The organism is Streptomyces sp. NPDC005706 (assembly GCF_040631045.1).
Classification (GTDB): Bacteria; Actinomycetota; Actinomycetes; order Streptomycetales; family Streptomycetaceae; genus Streptomyces.
Map to the genome: position 1 here is coordinate 255,185 of NZ_JBEXYS010000003.1, position 17,880 is coordinate 273,064.

Annotated in this window: 16 protein-coding genes; 6 read left to right on the forward strand and 10 right to left on the reverse strand. The window is 73.1% G+C overall.

Features of this window, described 5'->3' with window-relative positions; translation table 11 throughout:
• Positions 1-145 precede the first annotated feature (145 nt).
• The 3 genes from ABZ478_RS07675 to ABZ478_RS07685 all read left to right on the forward strand — a co-directional run bounded on the left by ABZ478_RS07675 (position 146) and on the right by ABZ478_RS07685 (position 1,731).
• Complete coding sequence (locus ABZ478_RS07675) at positions 146-826, forward strand: GAP family protein (RefSeq protein WP_359546258.1); 681 nt, start codon at positions 146-148, stop codon at positions 824-826.
• 87 nt (positions 827-913) lie between these two features.
• Positions 914-1,372, forward strand: a complete 459-nt coding sequence (locus tag ABZ478_RS07680; RefSeq protein WP_358927716.1) for a DUF6325 family protein — start codon at positions 914-916, stop codon at positions 1,370-1,372.
• A 35-nt stretch (positions 1,373-1,407) separates the two neighbouring features.
• The gene (locus ABZ478_RS07685; RefSeq protein WP_359546738.1) at positions 1,408-1,731 is read left to right on the forward strand and encodes an SHOCT domain-containing protein; all 324 of its coding nucleotides are present in this window, start codon (positions 1,408-1,410) and stop codon (positions 1,729-1,731) included.
• 16 nt (positions 1,732-1,747) lie between these two features.
• On the opposite strand, the gene ABZ478_RS07690 is transcribed toward ABZ478_RS07685, so the two are convergent.
• On the reverse strand, positions 1,748-2,191 hold the full coding sequence (locus tag ABZ478_RS07690; RefSeq protein ID WP_359546260.1) for an ATP-binding protein: 444 nt from the start codon (positions 2,189-2,191) through the stop codon (positions 1,748-1,750).
• Between the two features lie 220 nt (positions 2,192-2,411).
• Here ABZ478_RS07690 and ABZ478_RS07695 point away from each other — a divergent pair, with 220 nt between their 5' ends.
• Positions 2,412-5,081 carry a LuxR C-terminal-related transcriptional regulator gene (locus ABZ478_RS07695; protein ID WP_359546262.1) on the forward strand — a complete coding sequence of 890 codons (2,670 nt, stop codon included), beginning with the start codon at positions 2,412-2,414 and terminating at the stop codon, positions 5,079-5,081.
• Positions 5,082-5,406: 325 nt separating this feature from the next.
• On the opposite strand, the gene ABZ478_RS07700 is transcribed toward ABZ478_RS07695, so the two are convergent.
• The 4 genes from ABZ478_RS07700 to ABZ478_RS07715 form a co-directional block, all read right to left on the reverse strand.
• Positions 5,407-5,916 (reverse strand): O-acetyl-ADP-ribose deacetylase, encoded by a 510-nt coding sequence (locus tag ABZ478_RS07700; RefSeq protein ID WP_359546264.1) that lies wholly within the window; start codon positions 5,914-5,916, stop codon positions 5,407-5,409.
• Positions 5,913-7,322 (reverse strand): NAD(P)/FAD-dependent oxidoreductase, encoded by a 1,410-nt coding sequence (locus ABZ478_RS07705; RefSeq protein WP_359546266.1) that lies wholly within the window; start codon positions 7,320-7,322, stop codon positions 5,913-5,915. The genes ABZ478_RS07700 and ABZ478_RS07705 overlap by 4 nt, the downstream gene beginning before the upstream one ends.
• A gap of 87 nt (positions 7,323-7,409) precedes the next feature.
• Positions 7,410-8,255 (reverse strand): inositol monophosphatase family protein, encoded by an 846-nt coding sequence (locus ABZ478_RS07710; RefSeq protein ID WP_359546268.1) that lies wholly within the window; start codon positions 8,253-8,255, stop codon positions 7,410-7,412.
• Positions 8,256-8,347: 92 nt separating this feature from the next.
• Positions 8,348-10,165, reverse strand: coding sequence for a gamma-glutamyltransferase (locus ABZ478_RS07715; RefSeq protein WP_359546270.1), 1,818 nt, complete (start codon positions 10,163-10,165; stop codon positions 8,348-8,350).
• Between the two features lie 172 nt (positions 10,166-10,337).
• On the opposite strand from ABZ478_RS07715, the gene ABZ478_RS07720 reads away from it, so the two are divergent.
• Together ABZ478_RS07720 and ABZ478_RS07725 are read left to right on the forward strand one after the other, a co-directional pair.
• The gene (locus tag ABZ478_RS07720; RefSeq protein WP_359546272.1) at positions 10,338-11,402 is read left to right on the forward strand and encodes a biotin/lipoate A/B protein ligase family protein; all 1,065 of its coding nucleotides are present in this window, start codon (positions 10,338-10,340) and stop codon (positions 11,400-11,402) included.
• A gap of 162 nt (positions 11,403-11,564) precedes the next feature.
• Positions 11,565-12,233 (forward strand): hypothetical protein, encoded by a 669-nt coding sequence (locus ABZ478_RS07725; protein ID WP_359546274.1) that lies wholly within the window; start codon positions 11,565-11,567, stop codon positions 12,231-12,233.
• Positions 12,234-12,240: 7 nt separating this feature from the next.
• Here the strand turns inward: ABZ478_RS07725 and ABZ478_RS07730 are convergent, their stop codons facing one another.
• The 5 genes from ABZ478_RS07730 to ABZ478_RS07750 form a co-directional block, all read right to left on the reverse strand.
• Positions 12,241-12,783 carry a TlpA disulfide reductase family protein gene (locus ABZ478_RS07730; RefSeq protein WP_359546276.1) on the reverse strand — a complete coding sequence of 181 codons (543 nt, stop codon included), beginning with the start codon at positions 12,781-12,783 and terminating at the stop codon, positions 12,241-12,243.
• Between the two features lie 96 nt (positions 12,784-12,879).
• The gene (locus ABZ478_RS07735) at positions 12,880-14,418 is read right to left on the reverse strand and encodes an NCS1 family nucleobase:cation symporter-1 (protein WP_359546278.1); all 1,539 of its coding nucleotides are present in this window, start codon (positions 14,416-14,418) and stop codon (positions 12,880-12,882) included.
• Positions 14,419-14,555: 137 nt separating this feature from the next.
• On the reverse strand, positions 14,556-15,575 hold the full coding sequence (locus ABZ478_RS07740; RefSeq protein ID WP_359546280.1) for a TIGR03842 family LLM class F420-dependent oxidoreductase: 1,020 nt from the start codon (positions 15,573-15,575) through the stop codon (positions 14,556-14,558).
• A gap of 11 nt (positions 15,576-15,586) precedes the next feature.
• Entirely contained in the window at positions 15,587-16,990 is a 1,404-nt protein-coding gene (hydA, locus tag ABZ478_RS07745; protein WP_359546282.1) for a dihydropyrimidinase, read from the reverse strand.
• A 31-nt stretch (positions 16,991-17,021) separates the two neighbouring features.
• A complete protein-coding gene (locus ABZ478_RS07750) occupies positions 17,022-17,864 on the reverse strand; it encodes a nitrilase-related carbon-nitrogen hydrolase (protein WP_359546283.1) in 843 nt (280 codons plus the stop codon).
• Positions 17,865-17,880: the final 16 nt, after the last annotated feature.

A 17,880-nucleotide genomic window follows, 5' to 3' on the forward strand; every position in this document is an offset into this window, starting at 1 on the left:
GGCTCCTTTCGCTGCGTCCAGACTGGGGGGCGGCGCCCGGCACGGCACCCCGGACACGATCCGCCGGCCGGGGTCCGCGGACACGAGATGTCGTTCCGGCGGGCCCTGCCTACTCTCGTGGTGTTCCGACACGTTGGGGTCCGCCATGGTGCTCGACCTGCTGCTCATCGGCCTGGCCATCACGCTCGACCCGCTGCCCCTCATGGCCTTCGTCCTGGTGGTGGCGTCGGCGAAGGGCGTGTGGAAGGGGCTGGTGTTCATCCTGAGCTGGCTGGCCTGCCTGGTCGCGGTGATCGCGATCGTCCTCGCCTTCACCGGCGGGCAGCCGCCCCCGCCCAGGTCCCCGCCCTCGACCGCCGTCCTCGCGCTCAAGCTGCTCATCGGGCTGTCGCTGATCCTCTACGGCGAACGCCGGCGTCGCCGCCGGACCGCCGGCGCGGCCCCGGCCCCGTCCCCCGCTCAGGGCAAGGAGTCCTCGTCCTCACGGCTCACCGCCCGGATGGACCGCGGTACGCCCTGGGCCGCCGCGGGGCTCGCCGTCCTGCTGCAGCCCTGGGGCATGGTCGCGGCGGGGGCGACGACGGTGGTGGAGGCGGACACCTCGCACTTCACGACTTGGCTCGCCCTGTGCGGCTTCTGTCTGCTCGCCACCGCGACCCTGCTGGCCGTGGAGCTGTACGTACTGTTCTCCCCGACGGCGGCGAAGGCCCGCCTGCTCAGGCTGCGCGCGTGGATGGCGGGCCACCAGGACCAGGCGCTGGTGAGCCTCTGTCTGGTGCTGGGGTTCTGGCTGGTGGGCAAGAGCATCTACCAGCTCACCGGTTGACGCGTCCGGTTCGGAAGTGCGGGGCCCCGCGCCGCGTGCTGCAATTGGCGCTGGGGGGCGGACGCACGCGGCTTCCAAGGAGTGGTCATGGACAGCGTCGAAGAAATGGGCCCCGTCGACTACCTCGTGATCGAGTTTCCCGGCAACCGCATGACGGGCGAGGCGTTCCCGCTGCTGGTCGATCTCGCCGAGCGGGGCATCGTCCGCATCATCGACCTGGCCTTCATCCGCAAGGAGACCGACGGCTCGGTCGTCGCGCTGGAGCTGCGCGACCTCGGTGACGAGATCGACCTGACCGTCTTCGAAGGCGCCTCCGCCGGCGTGCTGGACCAGGGCGACATCGACGAGGCGGGCAACGCGCTGGAGCCCGGCAACTCCGCCGCGGTGCTGGTGTACGAGAACCTGTGGGCCGCTCCCCTGGCCCGCGCGCTCCGGCGCAGCGGCGCCCAGCTCGTGGCGAGCGGCCGCATCCCCGTCCAGGCCCTGCTGGCCTCGCTGGACGCCACGGAGGAGACGGTTCCCCCCGGCGGCTCCGCGGCCGCCTGACCGGCCGGCCCTTTCGACACTGGGAGATGACGATCATGCCCGGACTGCTCAGGGGCGTCGCACGCACAGCCGTCGTCGCCGGTACCGCGACCGCCGTGTCCAACCGGGTCTCGCGCCGGCAGGCCGGCCGGTGGGCGCAGCAGGACAGCGAGCAGCAGCAACAGCAGTACGAACAGCAGCAGTACGCGCAGCAACAGCAGCAGATGGCCCCGCCGCCCGCGCCCGCCGCCGCACAGCCGGCCGCCGGTGACGACATGACCAGCAAGATCGATCAGCTCAAGCAGCTGGCCGACCTGAAGTCGCAAGGCGTCCTGACGGACGAGGAGTTCGAGGCCCAGAAGCACCGGCTGCTGAGCTGACGGCGGAGCGCCCCAGTCACAGGGCGATCACCACGCGCATCAGCGTGCCCTCGTCGGAACGGCGCACGGATCGGGCTACGGAGTACGCGTCGACCAGGGCGAGCCCGCGGCCGAACTCGGCGTCCATGTCGGCCTCCTCACAGCGGGGGCCGGGACGCTCCCGCCACCGCCCCCGGTCGCGTACCTCCACGGTCAGCTCGGCGTCGCCGGCCTCCAGCATCACCGTGAGGTCGGCGCTGCCGCTGTGCAGGACGACGTTGGTCGCCAGTTCACTGACGACCACGGCGAGCGCCTCCTCCGCCGCATCGGACAGCCCGCGGCCGCGCGCCACCGCCGTTGCCATCCGCCGCAGTCGGGGTACGGCGTGCGCGGAGGCCGTGAGGGCGGCCACCGCCAGGATCCGGCCGGCACCGGCGGGCACCGGCTCGCGGAGGCACTCGGATCTCGCAGGCTCGGCCACACCTGGGAGGGCCCCACCGGGGCTCGCACACGTCACGTTGCTCACGCCGTACTCCTGCTCGGCATCCGACCGTGTCGGCGGTGACCCCCGCCGCTCCTCGCGGATCCGGGGCCTTACGGATTTCAACCGTGCCCGCCGCCCGGAGCAGCGGCAATCAGGGCAGACTGAGTACGGATACGCAAACAACGATGTTGTGCGTGTGAAATCGGGGTGACGAACCATGCCGGATGCCGGCAAACGGGACGGCGCCGAGGCCGCGCTGCTGAGACGGCTCGACTCGGCGCTCGACCCGGACGGGCCCGGCCGCCCCCTCCTGCTGCTGGTCGAGGGTCCCGCGGGGACCGGCAAGAGCCGCCTGCTGCACCGGTTGGCGGCCGCCCGGACCGAGACCGTGCACCGGACGGCCTCCGACGGGCCACCGCCCGGCCGGGGGCCCGTGCTCCTCGTCGTCGAGGACGTGCACCGCGCGGCACCCGCCGACACCGCGGGCCTGCGTGCGCTGCTCGCCGCCCCGCCCGCTCGTCTCGCGTGCGTCCTCAGCTACCGCCCCGAGGAACTCACCGAGCCGGGTCTGGTTCTGGGACCCGACACCGAGTTCCCGGCCGCCCTCACCGTCGTACGGCATGCCCTCGGGCCGCTCGGCGTCGACGCCGTCCGCCGGATGGCCGATGACGCGCTCGGCGCGAGCCGTTGTCCGGCCGGCCTGGCCGACGCCCTGCACCGCGCCTCCGGGGGCGTCGCGCAGACCGTGGCCGACCTGCTCGACGAACTGGTCGCGGACTTCCCCGCCGACGGCCGGCCGCTTCCCGCGGACCTTCGAAGGCTGGACCCCCCTCCACGCCTCGACGCCCTGGTTCTGCGGCGTACCGCCGCCGTGCCCGAAGAGCACCGACAGATCGTCTTCGCCGCCGCCGTCCTCGACGAGCCCGCCGCGTCCCGCGACCTCGCCGTAGTGTCGGGCCTCACCGGCCGGGCCGGTCACGACGCCCTGGCGGCAGCCTTACGCGCGGCGGCCCTGGTCGAGCACGACGACGACCGGTACGGCCTGGTCTCACCGCTCGCGGCCGTCGCCGTCCGCCGCGCCGCGACCGGGCCCGTGCGCGAGGCACTGCACCGACGGGCCGCGCGCCTGCTCACCGGACGCCATCCCGTGCCCTGGGAACGCGTGGCCGGCCATCGCCGCGCCTGCGGCGACGAACGGGGCCGGCTGCACGCCGTGGAACGCGCCGCACAGCGGTACGAGGACGCGGGCGAGCAGCAGCGTGCCGTGGGCCTTCTGGAGTCGGCGCTGGCGACCGCCTCGGTCCCCGAGGGGACCCGCGCCCGGCTCGCCGTGCTGCTCGCCCGCTGCGCGGTGGTGGGCATGCGCTCCGACCAGACGCTGAAGGTTCTCCGGCACATCGTCGCCGACCCGGGTCTGCCCCTCGCCGTGCGCGGTCAGATCCGTCTGGACCTCGGACTCCTGCAGTGCAACCAGATGGGCCTGGTCATCGAGGGCCGAAACGAACTCGCCTGCGCGGTCGACGAGTTGCGGGACCGGCCGGCGCCGATGGCCCGGGCGATGTCGGCGCTCGCCATGCCGTACGGACCGGACGCGTCCTTCGCCGACAACATCGCCTGGAGCGAGCGTGCCGTGGCGGTCGCGGAGGAGTCGGGAGACCCCGTGGTCCAGGCCGCCGTCGCGGCGAACCACGTGAGCGTCCTGCTCAACAGCGGTGACCCGGCCGCCTGGAAGCTCGTCGAGCGCCTGCCCCGCGACAGCGACCTCGTCGGCTGCCGGCAGCAGACCGCCCGCGGCCTGTGCAACGCGGCGGACGCGGTGGTGTGGCTCGGCCACTACGAGAAGTCGCGTGCCCTGCTCGCCGAGGGCGTCGATCTGGCCGCGCGCAGCGGCGCCGTCTACGCCGAGCACACCGGCCGCGGCTGTGCCCTCGTCCTCGACTGGGCGACCGGCCGCTGGTCCGGACTCGCCGATCGGTGCCGCGCGTTCGTCGACGAGGCCGGCGACATGCCCTACCTCACCTCCGACGCCCGGATGGTCCTCGGACTGCTCGCCCTGTCCCGCGGCGAATGGGCGGACGCGCTCGCCCACCTGACCGGTCCCGAAGCGGCCGATCTCGACACCGGTCCGGTACCGATCTCGGCGACCGTGTCGGGTGCCCTGACCCGGCTCGCCCTCGCCCACGACGACATCGCCGGTGCCGCCGCGGAGGCCACCGCAGCGTGGCAGCGGTTGCGCGCCAAGGGCCTGTGGGCCTGGGCCGCGGAACTCGCCCCCTGGGCGGTGGAAGCGGCCCTGCGGGCCGAGGACGCGTTCACCGCGAGCGCGATGACCGAGGAGTTCGCGGCCGGGCTGCGGGGCCGCGACGCACCGTCGGCGGAGGCCGCGCTCGCCTGGACCCGCGGCGTCCTCGCCGAGCACACGGGGGAGACGGCCGAGGCCGCCGCGTTCTACGAGAGGAGCGCCACCGCGTACCGCGGGCTGCCCCGTCCCTACCACGAAGCCCTCACCTCGGTGAGCGCCGCTCGCTGCGCCCTCGCACTCGACGGCGACGACGGCGCCGCGCTCGCGGCGCTCACCGACCGCGCCACGGTGTTCGACTCGCTCGGCGCGCCGTGGGACGCCGCCCGCACCCGCGCCGACCTGCGCCTTCACCAGCCCGCCGGGGAACGCCGGCCGCCCGGGCGCCCCCGGTACGGCGATGTGCTCTCGCCACGCGAGGCGGAGGTCGCGGAGCTGGCCGCCGCGGGCATGTCCAACCGGGAGATAGCCGCCACCCTGCACCTGTCCCCGCGGACCGTCGAGCAGCACGTCGCCCGGGCACTCCAGAAGATCGGCGTGCGCTCCCGGCAGCAACTCGCCCAGGCCCTGGAGACGGCCGCGAATTGATTGCGTATCCGTGCGTACGGGCCCCGGATGGTCACCAGGCCGCGGGCGCGCCAGGATCGACCCGTTGCAGCGCCGCCCTCGTTCCCCCCACGCGGCGCTGCAACCGACCTCTCACTCAGGCGATCCCGCCTCGACGGAGCGGGGCGGCGCCCCGGCCCCGTACCGTCGCGCCGCTCCTACTTCCCGGCCCTCCGGTGGTGGTCGGCGGGGTCGTGCGCCACGTCCGGCGGCTCCCGAGGTTCTCCGAGCGTCCCGTGCGGTTCGTCGTCCTCGACCGCCGCCGCCCGGTCCACCGCACGCGGCCGCTCGCGCTCCGCGGCGTTCGTCAGGGGAGCTGAGCGGCGAACGCCTCGTACGCCCGCTCGTCGAAGAGGACGAAGCGTGCTTCTTCGACCGAGGTCGGTGTGCCGCGCACCGTCCCCACCGCGATGCGGGCCGCGTCGTCCATCGGCCAGCGGTAGACGCCGGTGGAGACGGCCGGGAACGCGACCGTGCGGGCGCCGAGTTCGTCGGCGGCCTTCAGGGACTCGCGGTAGCAGGAGGCGAGGAGTTCCGAGCGGTCCTCGGTGGCGGACCAGACCGGGCCCACCGTGTGGATGACCCAGCGGGCGTCCAGCGCGCCGGCCGTGGTGGCGACCGCCTGGCCGGTGGGCAGTCCCTTGCCGTACCGGGAGGCGCGCAGCGCGCGGCACTCCTCGAGGATCGCGGGGCCGCCCCTGCGGTGGATCGCGCCGTCCACGCCCCCGCCGCCGAGCAGGGAGGAGTTGGCGGCGTTGACGATCGCGTCGGCGCTCTGCCGGGTGATGTCGCCCTGGACGAGGGTGATGGTGGTCATGTCTGCCTCAGTCTCCGCCAGACGGCCTTCGCCGCGTTGTGCCCCGACATGCCGTGCACGCCGGGGCCCGGCGGGGTGGCCGAGGAGCAGATGAAGACGGCCGGGTGGGGGGTGTGGTACGGGAACAGGGACAGTCTGGGGCGCAGCAGCAGCTGGAGCCCGGAGGCCGCGCCGCAGGCGATGTCACCGCCGACGTAGTTGGCGTTGTGGGCGGCGAGTTCGGCGGGGCCCGTGGTGGCGCGGGCCAGGACGCGGTCGCGGAAACCGGGGGCGAACCGCTCCAGTTGGCGTTCCACGGCGTCGGTGAGGTCTCCCCGCCAGCCGTTCGGGACGTGGCCGTAGGCCCAGAAGACGTGCTTGCCCTCGGGCGCCCGGGTGGGGTCGGCCACGCTGGGCTGGACGGTGATCAGGAACGGCCGGTCGGGGGCGCGGCCCGCGCGGGACGCGGCGTGCAGCGCGGTGCCGATCTCGGCCTGGCTCGCGCCGACCTGCACGGTGCCGGCGATCCGGGCCTCGGGTGCGGTCCAGGGGACCGGGCCGTCCAGGGCGTAGTCGATCTTGAAGACGCTGGGGCCGTAGCGGAAGCGGTCGTAGTGGCCGCCGAAGCCGGCGATGCGGGCGAGCGCGGCGGGCGAGGTGTCGAACACGTACGCGCGGGCCGGTGGCAGGTCGTCGAGGCGCTTGACCTCGTAGTCGGTGTGGACGGCGCCGCCGAGGTCGGTGAGGTAGGCGGCGAGGGCGTCGGAGATGGCCTGGGAGCCGCCGCGGGCCAGGGGCCAGCCGCGGGCGTGCGCGGCCAGTGCGAAGACCAGGCCGATGGCGCCGGTGGCGAAGCCGCCGAGGGGCGCCATCACATGGGCGACGAGGCCGGAGAAGAGGGCCTTGACGGGCTCGTCGCGGAAGCGGCGCATGAGCAGGGTGGAGGGCGGAAGGCCGGCGAGGCCGAAGCGGGCCAGGGTCACCGGGTCGCGGGGCAGCGCGGTCGACGGCAGCGACATGAAGTCCCGGGCCAGGGTGTCCCATTTGGCCAGGAACGGCGCCACCAGCCTGCGGTACGCGCCCGCGTCGCGCGGGCCGAAGGAGGCCGCCGTCTCGGCGACGGACCGGGCCAGCACGGCCGCGCCGCCGTCCGGGAACGGGTGCGCCATGGGCAGGCCCGCGTGCACCCACTGGAGGCCGTACCGCTCCAGGGGCAGGGCGCGGAAGGCGGGTGAGTTGATGCCGAGGGGGTGGGCGGCCGAGCACGGGTCGTGCCGGAAGCCGGGCAGCGTCAGCTCCTCGGTGCGGGCGCCGCCGCCGACGGTGGACCGCGCCTCGAACAGGGCGACGGAGTGACCCCTGCGGGCCAGCTCCACGGCAGCGGTCAGTCCGTTCGGTCCCGCACCCACCACGACCGCATCGAGCATCGACGGCACCTTCGGACTCCTTCGTCAGCCGATGGCCACTCGCGATCAGGATATGCCGGTGGCCCCGCGGTGACCGGGCCGGGTGCCTCAGCCGCCCGTGGCCAGCAGGTGCGCCACGCGGCGGGCGGTGGCGGCGTCCCGGGCCGCGGTGAACGGCAGTGTGTTGCCACCGGTCACCCGGAACGGCTCACCGGTGAGGGTGAGGTGGGCGCCGCCCGCCTCCTCGACCAGCAGCAGGCCCGCCGCGTGGTCCCACGCCGCCTCCCAGGAGAACGCGACGGCGTCCAACTCGCCCCGGGCCAGGGCGAGATACTCCAGTCCCGCCGAGCCGCAGGGGCGCGGAGCGAGGCCGTCGGCCCACAGGGCGCGCAGCGCGTGCTTCTGCTCGTCGGTGGTGAAGTCCGGGTGGGAGGTGGCGACGGCGAGGTCACGGCCGGGCGCGGGCGGGCCCGCGAACAGCCGCTCGCCGTCGAGGAAGGCGCCCCGGCCGCGGACTGCCGTGGCGAACCGGTCCGGTACGGGGGCGTAGGTCCACGAGGCCTGTACGACGCCCCGGTGGGCGAGCGCGACCAGCGTGCAGAAGCCTTCGTCGCCGTGCACGAACTGCCGGGTGCCGTCGACCGGGTCGATGATCCAGACCGGTGCGTCGCCCCGTATCGCCTCGTAAGTGGCCGGGTTGGCGTGCACCGCCTCCTCGCCGACCACGACCGAGCCGGGCAGCAGGGCGCCGAGGACTTCGGTGAGCCGCTGCTCGGCGAGCCGGTCGGCGTCCGTCACCAGGTCGTGCGGTCCGCTCTTGCGGTCCACCTCGTGCTCGGCGAGGCGGCGGAAGCGGGGCAGGATCTCGGCCGCCGCGGCCTTGCGGACCGCTTCCTCCACGTCGGCCGAGCCGCGGGTGAGAAACTCCTCGATGGTTTCCGTTTCGTCGATCATGTCCTCCATGAGACCACGTGCCACTGACAATCCCCGCCCGCCCGGTGGACACCGGGTGGAATCGGGATGAAGAGCGGGTGCCGGGCCGGCCGTCAGCGGCCGACCGCGTACCCCTGCATCCCGCGCGGGTTCGCGGCGGCCGACAGGACGCCCGTCTCCGGGTCCCGGGCCACCGCGCACAGGCGGCCCTCCGACCAGCCGGGGCCGACCGTGACGTCGTGGCCCCGGCGGCGCAGCTCGTCGATCACCCCGGGTTCCGTACGGGACTCCACGGTGACGCTGCCGGGGCGCCGGCCGCGCGGGAAGAAGGAGCTGGGGAAGCTGTCGTTGTGCCAGTTCGGGGCGTCGATCGCGCCCTGCAGGTCGAGGCCGCCGCGGACCGGGGCGCGCAGCACGGCGGCGAGGAAGAAGTGCGGCTGCCACTGGTCCTGCTGGTCCCCGCCGGGCGTGCCGAACGCCATGACCGGGGCGCCGCCGCGCAGCGCGAGGGACGGGCTCAGGGTGGTACGGGGGCGGCGGCCCGGGGTGAGGGAGTTGGCCAGCCCCTCCTCCAGCCACGTCATCTGCAGCCGGGTGCCGAGCGGGAAGCCGAGTTCGGGCACGACCGGGTTGGACTGCAGCCAGCCGCCGCTGGGCGTGGCCGCGACCATGTTGCCCCAGCGGTCCACGACGTCCAGGTGGCAGGTGTCGCCGCGGGTGCCGCCGTCGGCGGCCACCTGGGCCTCGCCGGTCAGGTCCGCGACGGTCGGCTCGCCCGCGCCCATCGGGTTGAACCCGGGATCGTCGCCGGTCACGCGCGCGTGTGTCTGTGCGGGCAGCCGCGGGGAGCGCCCGCCGGGGCTGCCGGGGCGCAGCTCGTGGGAGGCCTTCTCGCCGATGAGGGCGCGGCGGCCGGCGTTGTACTCGTCCGACAGCAGTGCGGCGAGCGGCACGTCGGCCGCGTCCCCGTACCAGGCCTCCCGGTCGGCCATGGCGAGCTTGCAGCCCTCGATCAGCAGGTGGACGTAGTCCGCCGAGCCGTACGCGGGCAGTTCGGGCGGGAGCAGGGCCAGTTGCTGGAGGAAGGCGGGGCCCTGGCTCCACGGGCCCGGCTTGCACACGGTCCAGCCGTTCCAGTCGTAGGTCGCCGGCGCCTCGTAGCCGGCCGACCAGCCGGCCAGGTCGGCCTCGGTGAGGGTGCCGGTGTGCCGCCGCCCGCTGGTGTCCAGGGTGGGCCGCCGGGACTGCCGTACCAGGGCCTCGGCGATGAAGCCGGAGCGCCACACCTCGCGCGCGGCGTCGATGCGCGCCTCCCGGCCGCCGGCCCCGGCGGTCTCGGCCAGCAGCCGCCGCCAGGTGGCGGCCAGGGCGGGGTTGCGCAGACGTTCGCCGGGCCGGGGCGCCCGGCCGCCGGGCAGGTACACCTCGGCGGAGGAGGCCCACTCGGTCTCGAACAGCTCCCGTACGCTCTCCACGGTCGCGCCGACCTTCTCCACGGGCGCGTGCCCGTGCTCGGCGTATTCGACGGCGTACTTCAGTACGTCCTCGAGCGACCTGGTGCCGTGGTCGCGCAGGAGCAGCAGCCAGGCGTCGAAGGCGCCGGGCACGGCGGCGGCGAGCGGTCCGGTGCCGGGTACGAGGTCCAGACCGAGCCCCCGGTAGTGCGCGACGGTGGCGGCGGCCGGGGCGACGCCCTGCCCGCACAGCACGCGCACCTCGCCGCCGGCCGGCGCGAGCAGGATGGGCACCTCGCCGGCGGGCCCGTTCAGGTGCGGCTCCACCACGTGCAGCACGAAGGCTCCGGCCACGGCCGCGTCGAAGGCGTTGCCCCCGCCCTCCAGCACCGCCATCGCCGACTGGGAGGCCAGCCAGTGCGTGGCGGACACCATGCCGAAGGTGCCCTGGAGGGTGGGCCGGGTGGTGAACCGCATATGTCACCTCGGTGCTCGCGCGTGTGGGCCGGGCCCACCAGTATCGGAGATGTCCGGCGCGGACGCCGTGGAGATCCGGCCCGGCTCCCGTGGCCCTTCCTTCACCTCCTCCACGGGAACACCACCGCGCCCCCGGGCGTTGATCTCCTGATGGAGGAGGGAGGCCCAGGCAGTGCACGGTGAGTACAAGGTGCCCGGCGGCAAGCTGGTCGTCGTGGACGTGGCGGCCGAGGACGGTGTGCTGCGCGAGGTGCGCGTGGCGGGCGACTTCTTCCTGGAGCCGGACGAGGCGCTGGACGCGGTGAACCGCGCGCTCGAGGGCGCCCCTGCGGACACCGACGCGGCCGGGCTGGCCGCGCGGATCGACGCGGCGCTGCCCGCGGGGACGGTCATGTACGGCCTGACTTCGGAGGGCGTCGGGATCGCGGTGCGCCGGGCGCTCGCGCACGCCACGGACTGGACCGACTACGACTGGCAGCTCATCCACGAGGGCCCGCAGCCGCCGGCCCTGCACATGGCCCTGGACGAGATCCTGACCGCCGAGGTGGCTGCGGGCCGCCGGCCGCCCACGCTTCGGGTGTGGGAGTGGGGCGCGCCGTCGGTGATCATCGGCAGCTTCCAGTCGCTGCGCAACGAGGTGGACCCGGAGGGCGCCGCCCGGCACGGCATCGAGGTGGTCCGGCGGATCTCCGGCGGCGGCGCCATGTTCGTGGAGCCCGGCAACACGATCACCTACTCCCTGTCGGTGCCCGAGTCGCTGGTGCAGGGCCTGTCCTTCCAGGACAGCTACGCCTACCTGGACGACTGGGTGCTCGGCGCCCTCGGCGAGATGGGCATCCGCGCCTGGTACCAGCCGCTGAACGACATCGCCACCGACCAGGGCAAGATCGCGGGCGCGGCGCAGAAGCGGGTCGCCGGACCGGGCGGCGGTCCCGGGGCCGTGCTGCACCACGTGACCATGTCGTACGACATCGACGCGGACAAGATGCTCGAGGTGCTGCGGATCGGGCGGGAGAAGCTGTCCGACAAGGGCACCGGGAGTGCGAAGAAGCGGGTCGATCCGCTGCGCCGGCAGACGGGGCTGCCGCGGGACGCGGTCATCGAGCGGATGATCGAGTCGTTCCGGGGGCGGTACGGCCTCGTCGACGGCAAGGTGACGGAAGGGGAACTGGCGCGGGCCGAGGAGCTGGCGCGCACGAAGTTCACCTCGCCGGAGTGGACCGCGCGCGTCCCCTGACCCGACATGACGGAATTTTCAGCACGGCGTCCATGAGCCTGCGTCACCGGCCGGGCACACAGCGAGTTCGGCCTTCCGCCGCACAGGGAGTCGTGTGACACTGTCGTCCCAGCCCACCCCGCGGGACCCTTCCGCGCCCCCTTCCCCCACGAGAAGTGCGCCGTGCGTTCACTGCCTCTGCCGCTCGCCCTGACCGCGCGCCTGACGCCGGTCGCCGTACTCGCCTGCGCCGGCTGGGCGCTGTCGTCGGATCCGGCCGCACCGGCGGCCACCGCCGGTCACCGGTCGTCCCAGCAGGCGCCCACCGGCTCGGCGTCCGCGCCGTCGTCCACCGCGGTGTCGAAGTCGTACAGGGCCGCGCCCGCGCCCTGCACCAGCGTGCCCGTGGCGACCGTCAAGTCCCTGGTGCCCGGGGCGAAGACGTCGGGCAAGGAGATCCCGTCGACCGACACCTCGCTGCGCCGCACCTGCTCCTGGAACGCCCTCGAGGGCTACGACTACCGCTGGCTCGACGTCTCGTTCGAGATCACCGACTCGGACGACGCCGCGAAGAAGGAGTACCAGCAGCGTGTCAGCGAGAAGAGCGGCGGGGGCGAGGTTCCGGGTGTCGGTGACGCCGGCTACTCGGTCGTGAACCTCACCACCGAGAGCAAGCAGGAGACCCGCGAGGGCGTGGTGCTGGTGCGGGCCTCCAACGCGCTGGTCGTCGTCACCTACAACGGCAGCGACTTCGAGAGCAAGAAAGCACCGAGCACGGACGAGATCAACAAGGGTGCCATCAAGGCGGCGAAGAGCGCCGTGGCCGCCCTGGGTTCGGGCACGTCCGGCTGACCTCCCCTCAGGAGCGGGTGAGCGGCAGCGCCAGGTCGCGCACCTCCCGTTCGGTGACGGGCCCGGCGTGGACGGCCGCGATCCTGCCCCGGGTGTCGATGACGACGGTGAACGGCACGCCCGGCGGCACCGTCCCCCTGGGGAACCTCAGCATCTGCCGGCCGGAGGGGTCCCGGAAGCTGGGATAGCCGAGCCGGTGCTCCCGCTGGAAGGCACGGCCGCTCGCGGGGTCGGTGTCGGCGTCGAGTCCGAGAACCCGCACGCCCTTCGCGGCGAGGTGTTCGTGTGCCGCTCGGAGTTCGGGCGCCTCGGCCCGGCAGGGGCCGCACCAGGACGCCCACGCGTTGAGGACGACGACCTCCCCCCGGTAGTCGGCCAGCCGGAGCGGCCCGCCGTCCAGACTGTCGCCCACGAGATCTGGCGCGGCCTGGCGCTGGTCCGCGGGCACGGGCCCGCTCCGCTCGGTCTCCGGGCCGGCGGTCGCCATCCCGGCATGGCAGGAGGCCAGCGCGAGGCAGGCGGCGGACCACAGCAACGCTTGTCTCTTCACAAGCGCCGAGTATCCCAACGGGCGGGTGCGAGAGTGGCGTTGGGGTGGAGGATGCGGTTCGCCCCCGGCGGCCGGGGCCGCCGGGGCCGGTCCGCCTCAGACCGCCGGCTCCGCCGTGTCCTCCTTGTGGCCGGTGAGCCAGGTCAGCGTCAGGTACAGCACCAGGGAGGTGCCGAGGCCCACCGCCCAGCCGTAGTCGGCGAGGGACGACAGGGCCGGGATGGGGCGGCCGTCGATCAGCGGGTGGAAGTCGGCGCCGCCTATCGCCAGCACGCCGCCGGCCAGGAACGCGGCGACGGCCCGCCAGTTCCAGCCGCCCGCGTACCAGTACCGGCCGCCCACGCGGTACAGGTCGGCCAGGACCAGCCGGGTGCGGCGCAGGATCCAGTAGTCGGCGACGAGGATGCCGGCGACCGTGCCGAGCAGACCGCCGACCAGGCCGAGCCAGGTGAAGATGTAGCCCTGCGGGTCCGAGTACAGCTTCCACGGGAAGATCAGCACGGCCAGGACCGCGGTGATCAGCGCACCGGTGCGGAAACTCACCTTGCGCGGGGCGACGTTGGAGAAGTCGAACGCCGGGGAGACCAGGTTGGCCGCGATGTTCACGGACAGGGTGGCGACCAGCACGGTGACCAGGGCGTAGAGCAGACCGACCACGTTGTCCGTCTTGGCGGCGAGCTGGACCGGGTCCCAGACGGGCTCGCCGTAGACCGCCTGGGACCCGGAGGTGACCAGCACGGACAGGAACGCGAACAGGGTCATCGTGGTCGGCAGGCCGAGGGCCTGCCCCCGGGTCTGGGCCCGCTGGCTCCGGCCGTAGCGGGTGAAGTCGGGGATGTTCAGCGACAGGGTCGACCAGAAGCCGATCATGCCCATCAGGGAGGGCCAGAACAGCTTCCAGAAGTCGCCGCCCCAGCCCAGCTTGGACGGCTGGTCGAAGAGCGGTCCGACGCCCCCGGCCTTGCTGCTCATCCACCACAGCATCACGAACGCGCCGACCAGGACGAAGGGCGCCGCCCAGTTCTCGAAGCGGCGGATGGTCTCCATGCCGCGGTAGATGATGGCGATCTGGATGACCCAGAAGATGGCGAACGACAGCCACATGGTCCAGGCGTGGCCACCGATGTGCGAGGCGTTCGCCCAGCGGTCGCCGATGAGCTTGCCCGCGAGGAAGTAGATGGCCTCGCCGCCGATCCAGGTCTGGATGCCGAACCAGCCGCACGCCACCAACGCCCGTACGACGGCGGGCAGGTTGGCGCCGCGCACGCCGAAGCTCGCGCGGGCGAAGACCGGGAACGGGATGCCGTACTTGGGTCCGGCGTGGCCGGTGAGCAGCATCGGCACGAGCACGATCAGGTTCGCGAGGGCGATGGTGAACACGGCCTGTTTCCAGTCCATGCCCACCGCGATCAGTCCGGAGGCCAGGGTCCAGGAGGCCGTGTTGTGGGCCATGCCGACCCACAGCGCGGAGAAGTTGTACGTCGTCCAGGTGCGTCTTTCCACCGGTACGGGGAGCAGGTCCTCGTTGGCGTACCGGCCGCCGGGCGGCCGGGTGCCGGGGGCGAGTTCGACCCGCCCGTCGGGCTGGGTCACCTGGCCGGAAAGGGGTATGGCCGAGGGAGCGGTGTCGGTCATGGGCGGGCCAATCGGGGTGAGGTGGGTCGGGAGAGGCCGTGCGGGCGGCGCATGGGGGGTGCGCGGGCGGGCGCCCTGTGCCCCCTCGCCGCGGCGGGGCCGCCGTGGCGAGGGGGAGACCAACGGGGTGGTGGCGGTCAGGCGTTGACCGCCGGGATCACCCGGGAGCCGTAGGCGTCGATGACGGCTTCCTGGGCGTCGTGCATGTCGTACACGGCGAACTGGTCGACGCCCAGCTCGCGCAGGGCGTTCAGCTTCTCGATGTGCTTCTCGGCCGGGCCGATCAGACAGAACCGGTCGACGATCTCGTCGGGCACGAACTGGGTGTCGGGGTTGCCGCTGCGCCCGTGGTGGGCGTAGTCGTAGCCCTGGCGGGCCTTGATGTACTCGGTGAGTTCGCCGGGGACCTGGGCGGAGTGCTCGCCGTACTTGGCGACCAGGTCGGCGACGTGGTTGCCGACCATGCCGCCGAACCAGCGGCACTGCTCGCGGGCGTGGGCGAGCGCCTCGGGCGAGTCGTCGGCGGTGACGTAGGCGGGGGCGGCCACGCAGACGGTGACCTCGGACGGGTCGCGGCCGGCGGCGACGGCCGCGTCCTTGACGGCCTTCACCATGTACTCGGTGAGGTAGAGGTCGGCGAGCTGGAGGATGAAGCCGTCGGCCTCCTCGCCGGCCATCTTCAGGGCCTTGGGGCCGTACGCGGCCATCCACACCGGGAGTTCGGCGCCGGGAGCGACCCACGGGAAGCGGATCTTCGTGCCGCCGAGGTCGGCCTCCTCGCCCCGGCCGAGGGCACGGATGACCTTCATGGCCTCACTGATCCGGGCCAGCGTGTTGGGTTTGCGGCCGGCGACCCGCATCGCGGAGTCGCCGCGGCCGATCCCGCACACCGTGCGGTTGCCGAACATGTCGTTGAGGGTGGCGAAGGTGGAGGCGGTGACCTCCCAGGTGCGGGTGCCCGGGTTGGTCACCATGGGGCCGACCCGCAGCCCGGTGGTGTTCGCGAGGATCTGGCTGTAGATCACGAACGGCTCCTGCCAGAGCACGGCGGAGTCGAAGGTCCAGCCGTAGCCGAAGCCGTTGCGCTCGGCCCGCTTCATGAGGCTGACGACACGGGAGGCCGGCGGGTCGGTCTGCAGCACGAGCCCGAAGTCCATGGGCGTCACTCCTAGTTGAGGTACTGACAGGTGGTGCGCGGAGTGAAGGCGCCGTGACCGGCACGCCCGGTGTACTCCCGCTGGTCGATGACGAGTTCGCCGCGCGAGAACACGGTCTCCACGCGGCCGGTCGTGCGCCTGCCCTCGTAGGCCGAGTAGTCGACGTTCATGTGGTGCGTCTCGGCGGACATGACCTGTTCGGCGTGCGGGTCGTAGATGACGACGTCGGCGTCGGCGCCGGGGGTGATGGTGCCCTTCTTCGGATAGAGGCCGAACATGCGGGCGGGGGTGGCGCAGGCGATCTCGATCCAGCGGCGCCGGGAGATGTGGCCGTCGACGACGGCCTGGTGCAGCAGGTCCATGCGGTTCTCCACGCCCGGCAGGCCGTTGGGGATCTTGGAGAAGTCGCCCCGGCCCAGCTCCTTCTGGCCGGTGAAGCAGAACGGGCAGTGGTCGGTGGAGACCACCTGGAGGTCGTTGGTGCGCAGGCCCTGCCACAGCGCCGCCTGGTGCTCCCTGGGGCGCAGCGGGGTGGAGCACACGTACTTGGCGCCCTCGAAGTCCGGTTCGGCGAGGTTGTCGGTGGACAGGAACAGGTACTGCGGGCAGGTCTCACCGAACACGTTGAGCCCCGCGTCCCGCGCCCTGGCCAGTTCCGCGACCGCCTCCTGCGCCGAGACGTGCACGACGTACAGCGGGGCCCCGGCGACCTGCGCGAGCCGGATGGCCCGGTGGGTGGCCTCGGCCTCCAGCAGGGCCTTGCGGACCTCCCCGTGGTAGCGGGGGTCGGTCTCGCCCCGGGCCAGCGCCTGCTCGACCAGGACGTCGATGGCGATGCCGTTCTCGGCGTGCATCATGATCAGGCCGCCGTTCTCGGCGGCGCGCTGCATGGCCCGCAGGATCTGGCCGTCGTCGGAGTAGAACACCCCGGGATAGGCCATGAACTGCTTGAAGCTGGTCACGCCCTCCTCGACCAGCAGGTCCATCTCCTTGAGCGTCTCCTGGTTCACATCGGAGACGATCATGTGGAAGGCGTAGTCGATCGCGCAGTTGCCCTCGGCCTTGGCGTGCCAGGCGTCCAGACCCTCGCGCAGGGTGCCGCCGACGCTCTGGATCGCGAAGTCGACGATCGTGGTCGTACCGCCCCACGCGGCGGCGCGGGTGCCGGTCTCGAAGGTGTCGGCGGCGGTGGTGCCGCCGAACGGCATCTGCATGTGGGTGTGTCCGTCGACGCCGCCGGGGATGACGTACTTCCCGGTGGCGTCGACGACCTGGCCGGCGCCGAACGCCTCGGCGGCGGGGGTGCCGGAGGCGGCGAGGGCGGCGATGCGGCCGTCCTCGATCAGGACGTCGGCGTGGATCTCGTCGGACGCGGTGATGACGAGACCACCGCGGATGACGGTACGGCTGCTCATGGTCCCTCTCCTCCCAGGGTGGGCGCTGCGGTCAGGGCGCGGTCAGCGGCGTGTAGGCGCCGGGTGCCCGGTCGCGGTAGAACTGCCAGCAGTCGCGGACCTCGCGGAGCTTGGCCAGGTCCAGGTCGCGGACGACGAGTTCGGGCTCCTTGTCGCTCGCCACCTCGCCGACGAACTGGGCCTCAGGGTCCACGAAGTAGGTGGTGCCGTAGAAGTCGTTGTCGCCCAGGTCCTCCACGCCGACCCGGTTGATCGCGCCGACGAAGTACTCGTTGGCGACGGCCGCCGCCGGCTGCTCCAGCTGCCACAGGTAGCGGGAGAGACCGCGCGAGGTGGCCGAGGGGTTGAAGACGATCTCGGCACCGGCGAGGCCCAGCGCCCGCCAGCCCTCCGGGAAGTGGCGGTCGTAGCAGATGTAGACGCCGATCCGGCCGACGGCGGTGTCGAAGACGGGCCAGCCGCTGTTTCCGGGCCGGAAGTAGAACTTCTCCCAGAAGCCCTGCACTTGGGGGATGTGGGTCTTGCGGTACTTGCCGAGGTAGGAGCCGTCCGCGTCGATCACGGCGGCGGTGTTGTACAGGACGCCCGGCTGCTCCTCCTCGTACATGGGCAGGACCAGGACGATGCCCAGCTCCCGCGCCAGCGCCTGGAAGCGCCGGACGGTGGGGCCGTCGGGGATCCGCTCGGCGTACTCGTAGAAGGCCTTGTCCTGCACCTGGCAGAAGTAGGGGCCGTAGAACAGCTCCTGGAAGCAGAGGACTTGGGCGCCCTGCGCGGCCGCGTCGCGGGCCGCCTGCTCGTGGACCTGGATCATCGACTCCTTGTCGCCGGTCCAGGCGGTCTGGAAGAGGGCGGCACGGATCACTCGGCTCATCGGGACCTCCGGTCGC

What these genes read in the sequence shown, in the direction of transcription:
- ABZ478_RS07675 (WP_359546258.1), top strand. Translation starts at nt 146, where the DNA reads ATGGTGCTCGACCTGCTGCTCATCGGCCTGGCCATCACGCTCGACCCG.
- ABZ478_RS07680 (WP_358927716.1), top strand. Translation starts at nt 914, where the DNA reads ATGGACAGCGTCGAAGAAATGGGCCCCGTCGACTACCTCGTGATCGAG.
- ABZ478_RS07685 (WP_359546738.1), top strand. Translation starts at nt 1,408, where the DNA reads ATGCCCGGACTGCTCAGGGGCGTCGCACGCACAGCCGTCGTCGCCGGT.
- ABZ478_RS07695 (WP_359546262.1), top strand. Translation starts at nt 2,412, where the DNA reads ATGCCGGATGCCGGCAAACGGGACGGCGCCGAGGCCGCGCTGCTGAGA.
- ABZ478_RS07700 (WP_359546264.1), bottom strand. Translation starts at nt 5,916, where the DNA reads ATGACCACCATCACCCTCGTCCAGGGCGACATCACCCGGCAGAGCGCC.
- ABZ478_RS07705 (WP_359546266.1), bottom strand. Translation starts at nt 7,322, where the DNA reads ATGCTCGATGCGGTCGTGGTGGGTGCGGGACCGAACGGACTGACCGCT.
- ABZ478_RS07710 (WP_359546268.1), bottom strand. Translation starts at nt 8,255, where the DNA reads ATGATCGACGAAACGGAAACCATCGAGGAGTTTCTCACCCGCGGCTCG.
- ABZ478_RS07715 (WP_359546270.1), bottom strand. Translation starts at nt 10,165, where the DNA reads ATGCGGTTCACCACCCGGCCCACCCTCCAGGGCACCTTCGGCATGGTG.
- ABZ478_RS07735 (WP_359546278.1), bottom strand. Translation starts at nt 14,418, where the DNA reads ATGACCGACACCGCTCCCTCGGCCATACCCCTTTCCGGCCAGGTGACC.
- ABZ478_RS07740 (WP_359546280.1), bottom strand. Translation starts at nt 15,575, where the DNA reads ATGGACTTCGGGCTCGTGCTGCAGACCGACCCGCCGGCCTCCCGTGTC.
- hydA (WP_359546282.1), bottom strand. Translation starts at nt 16,990, where the DNA reads ATGAGCAGCCGTACCGTCATCCGCGGTGGTCTCGTCATCACCGCGTCC.
- ABZ478_RS07750 (WP_359546283.1), bottom strand. Translation starts at nt 17,864, where the DNA reads ATGAGCCGAGTGATCCGTGCCGCCCTCTTCCAGACCGCCTGGACCGGC.